We start from the raw sequence: 2,636 nt of genomic DNA on the forward strand, positions 1-2,636 counted from the left end.
GTCCCCCCCTCTCTCGGAGGGGGGCCCCCCGCCGCGCGCCGGCGCGCCCCCTCCCCCCCCCGCGGGCGGGGCGCCCCCCCCCCCCCCGCCCGTTCCGCTCCGGACCCGCGTACGGAGCGCGGCGGTCCGGGCGGTCAGTGCCGCGCGAGTGTGGGAGCGTCCTGGAAGGTGTGGTCGATGTCCACCCGCTCCAGCGACCGGAGGTGCCGTCGGCGCGTGTACAGCACCGCCATGCCGATGAGGCAGCAGAGCGCGCCGGCGTAGTACGGCAGGCTCGGGTCGACGCCCTCCCCCAGTTTGCTGGCGATGTACGGCGCGACGGCGCCGCCGAGCCAGCGGACGAAGTTGTAACCGGCGGAGGCCACCGGGCGCGGCGCGTCGGAGACCTCCATGGCGGCCTCGGTGAAGACCGTGTTGTTGATGCCGATCGGAACGCCGGTGAGGATGACGAAGACGATGATCCCGGTGTGCCCGGACAGGGCGATCGCGACCTGCAGGACGAGCAGCACGGTGAGCGCGAGGTGGAGGACCCGGACCGATCCCATCCTGCGTTGCAGCGCGGGGGCGACGAACACCGAGCACAGGGCCAGCAGCACGCCCCAGGCGAAGAAGACCAGGCCGATGCCGTGCGCGTCCATGTGCAGGATGAACGGGGTGAAGGCGAGGATCGTGAAGAACGCGTAGTTGTAGAACAGCGCGGTGAACGCCGTCGTGGACAGGCCGCCGTGGCCGAGCGCCCGGATCGGGTCGGACAGGCGGGTCTTCTTCACCGGCCCTGCGGTCTGCCGGAGCAGCGTGGCGATCAGGACGAAGCCGATCGCCATCAGCGCCGCGGTGCCGAAGAACGGATACCTCCAGTGCCACCCGCCGAGCACCGCGCCGAGCAGGGGGCCGGTGGAGATGCCGAGGCCGAGCGCGGCCTCGTACAGGATGATCGCCGATTCGGCGCCGCCGCTGGCCGCGCCGACGATGACGGCGAGGGCGGTGGCGACGAACATCGCGTTGCCCAGGCCCCAGCCGGCCCGGAAGCCGACGAGTTCGCCCACCGAGCCGGACGTGCCGGACAGCGCCGCGAAGACGACGACCAGCGTCAGGCCGATGAGAAGGGTCTTCTTGCCGCCGATGCGGCTGGAGACGAACCCGGTGACGAGCATGGCCACCGCGGTGATCAGGAAGTAGCTCGTGAACAGCAGGGAGACCTGGCTCGGCGTCGCGTCGAGCCCCTTCGCGATCGCCGGGAGGATGGGATCGACCAGGCCGATGCCCATGAACGCCACGACGGCGGCGAAGGCGGTCGCCCACACGGACAGCGGCTGACGGAGGAGTCCTCCTGTCTTAGGGGAGTCGGGGGTTGTAGCGCCCATCGAGGTGAAAGTCCTCCTCAGGAGTCGGCGAAGAGCTTGGCCAACGCGGGCAGGGCGGCCTCGATGGTCCCCCGCTCGTCCTCGCTCAGCGCCATCAGTCGTTCGGTGAGGTGGTCGATGCGCCGTTCCCTGGCCCGCAGCAGCCGCTCCCCGCCCGCGGGCGTGAGCTCGACGGTGACGACGCGCGCGTCGTCGGCGTGCCGGCCGCGGACGACCAGGCCGTCCCGCAGCAGACGCCCGATCTGCCGGGTCATCGTGGGGAGCCGGACGCCGTGCTCGGCGGCGAGATCGGACATCCGCCGGGGGCCGGCCTCCAGCGAGCCCAGGACGGCCATCTGCTGGGTCGTGATCGGCTGCCCGAGGCTCACCCGTCGCAGCACGAGCACGAGGTCACGGAGCCCACGGTTGATGTGCTCGGCGAGCGTCCGCGGGTCGGTCATCGGCCCTCCTCATTACTTAGCCAGTCTAAGTTAGCTTGGCTAAGCATATGAACGTCCCGACCCGCCCCGGACATTCCCGAGATGTGAGCGCGCCGATCCGTCAGGTCGAGGAGGCGGCCGAAGCCGAGCCCGGAGTCACGCGATCCGTCACCCGACGGCGGTGGCGAGAGCGGGCAGGAGGGCCGGCAGCTCACGGAGTCCGCGATCCGTCACCCGGAGGTCACGAGTGCCGGGCCGCGGCTCGACCAGCCCCCGCTCGACGAAGGCGTCGAGGACCTCCTTGCCCAGCGCGCCGCCGAGGTGCGGCAACCGCCGGGTCCGGTCCAGGCAGGCCGTCGCCAGTTTGCGGCGCCCGCCCCGTACGGCGTCCGGATCGACGCCGAGCTCGGCGAACGCGGATCGAGTCGGCCTGCGCCGCCTGCTGTGGGGGCGAGGGATCTCCGCGCTCGGGGACGGCCTGTGGTTCACGATCTGGGCGCTGTACTTCACCCGGATACTCCACCTGGCGCCGGCGCTCGTGGGCGTCGGCATGGCGGTCGCCGGCGGGGCGGGCCTGGCGGCGTCCGTTCCGCTCGGCGCCCTGGCCGACCGGTTCAGCCCTCGCGTGATCCTCATCGCGCTCACGGCCGTCCGCGGCGCCGCCATGGCCGCGTACCTGCTGGTCCACGGGACCTGGGGCTTCCTCGCGGTCACCGTGCCGTTCGTCGCGCTCTCCAACGGCGGGACCGCCGTACGGATCGGCGGCGTCGGGCATCATCCTGGGCGCTCCGACGCTGCGGCTGCGCGGCGACTACCTGGCGATCGTGACCCTGGGCTTCGGGGAGATCGTCCG

General features: G+C 72.2%; 3 protein-coding genes and 1 pseudogene. 1 reads left to right on the top strand and 3 read right to left on the bottom strand.

Annotated elements, in window-relative coordinates; translation table 11 throughout:
* Window positions 1-134: 134 nt before the first annotated feature.
* The 3 genes from AB0K82_RS25015 to AB0K82_RS25025 form a co-directional block, all read right to left on the bottom strand.
* The gene (locus AB0K82_RS25015) at window positions 135-1,364 is read right to left on the bottom strand and encodes an MFS transporter (protein ID WP_364400996.1); all 1,230 of its coding nucleotides are present in this window, start codon (window positions 1,362-1,364) and stop codon (window positions 135-137) included.
* Between the two features lie 17 nt (window positions 1,365-1,381).
* Window positions 1,382-1,804 (bottom strand): MarR family transcriptional regulator, encoded by a 423-nt coding sequence (locus AB0K82_RS25020; RefSeq protein ID WP_364400999.1) that lies wholly within the window; start codon window positions 1,802-1,804, stop codon window positions 1,382-1,384.
* 147 nt (window positions 1,805-1,951) lie between these two features.
* Entirely contained in the window at window positions 1,952-2,113 is a 162-nt protein-coding gene (locus AB0K82_RS25025; RefSeq protein WP_364401001.1) for a hypothetical protein, read from the bottom strand.
* A gap of 34 nt (window positions 2,114-2,147) precedes the next feature.
* Here AB0K82_RS25025 and AB0K82_RS25030 point away from each other — a divergent pair.
* Window positions 2,148-2,636, top strand: a pseudogene (locus AB0K82_RS25030) (hypothetical protein); the annotation flags it as partial.

Source organism: Actinoallomurus sp. NPDC052274, from assembly GCF_040679475.1.
Taxonomy (GTDB): Bacteria; Actinomycetota; Actinomycetes; order Streptosporangiales; family Streptosporangiaceae; genus Actinoallomurus; species Actinoallomurus liliacearum.

Bases quoted from the DNA above. Each gene is read 5' to 3' on its own strand.
- AB0K82_RS25015 (WP_364400996.1), bottom strand. From the start codon at position 1,364: ATGGGCGCTACAACCCCCGACTCCCCTAAGACAGGAGGACTCCTCCGT.
- AB0K82_RS25020 (WP_364400999.1), bottom strand. From the start codon at position 1,804: ATGACCGACCCGCGGACGCTCGCCGAGCACATCAACCGTGGGCTCCGT.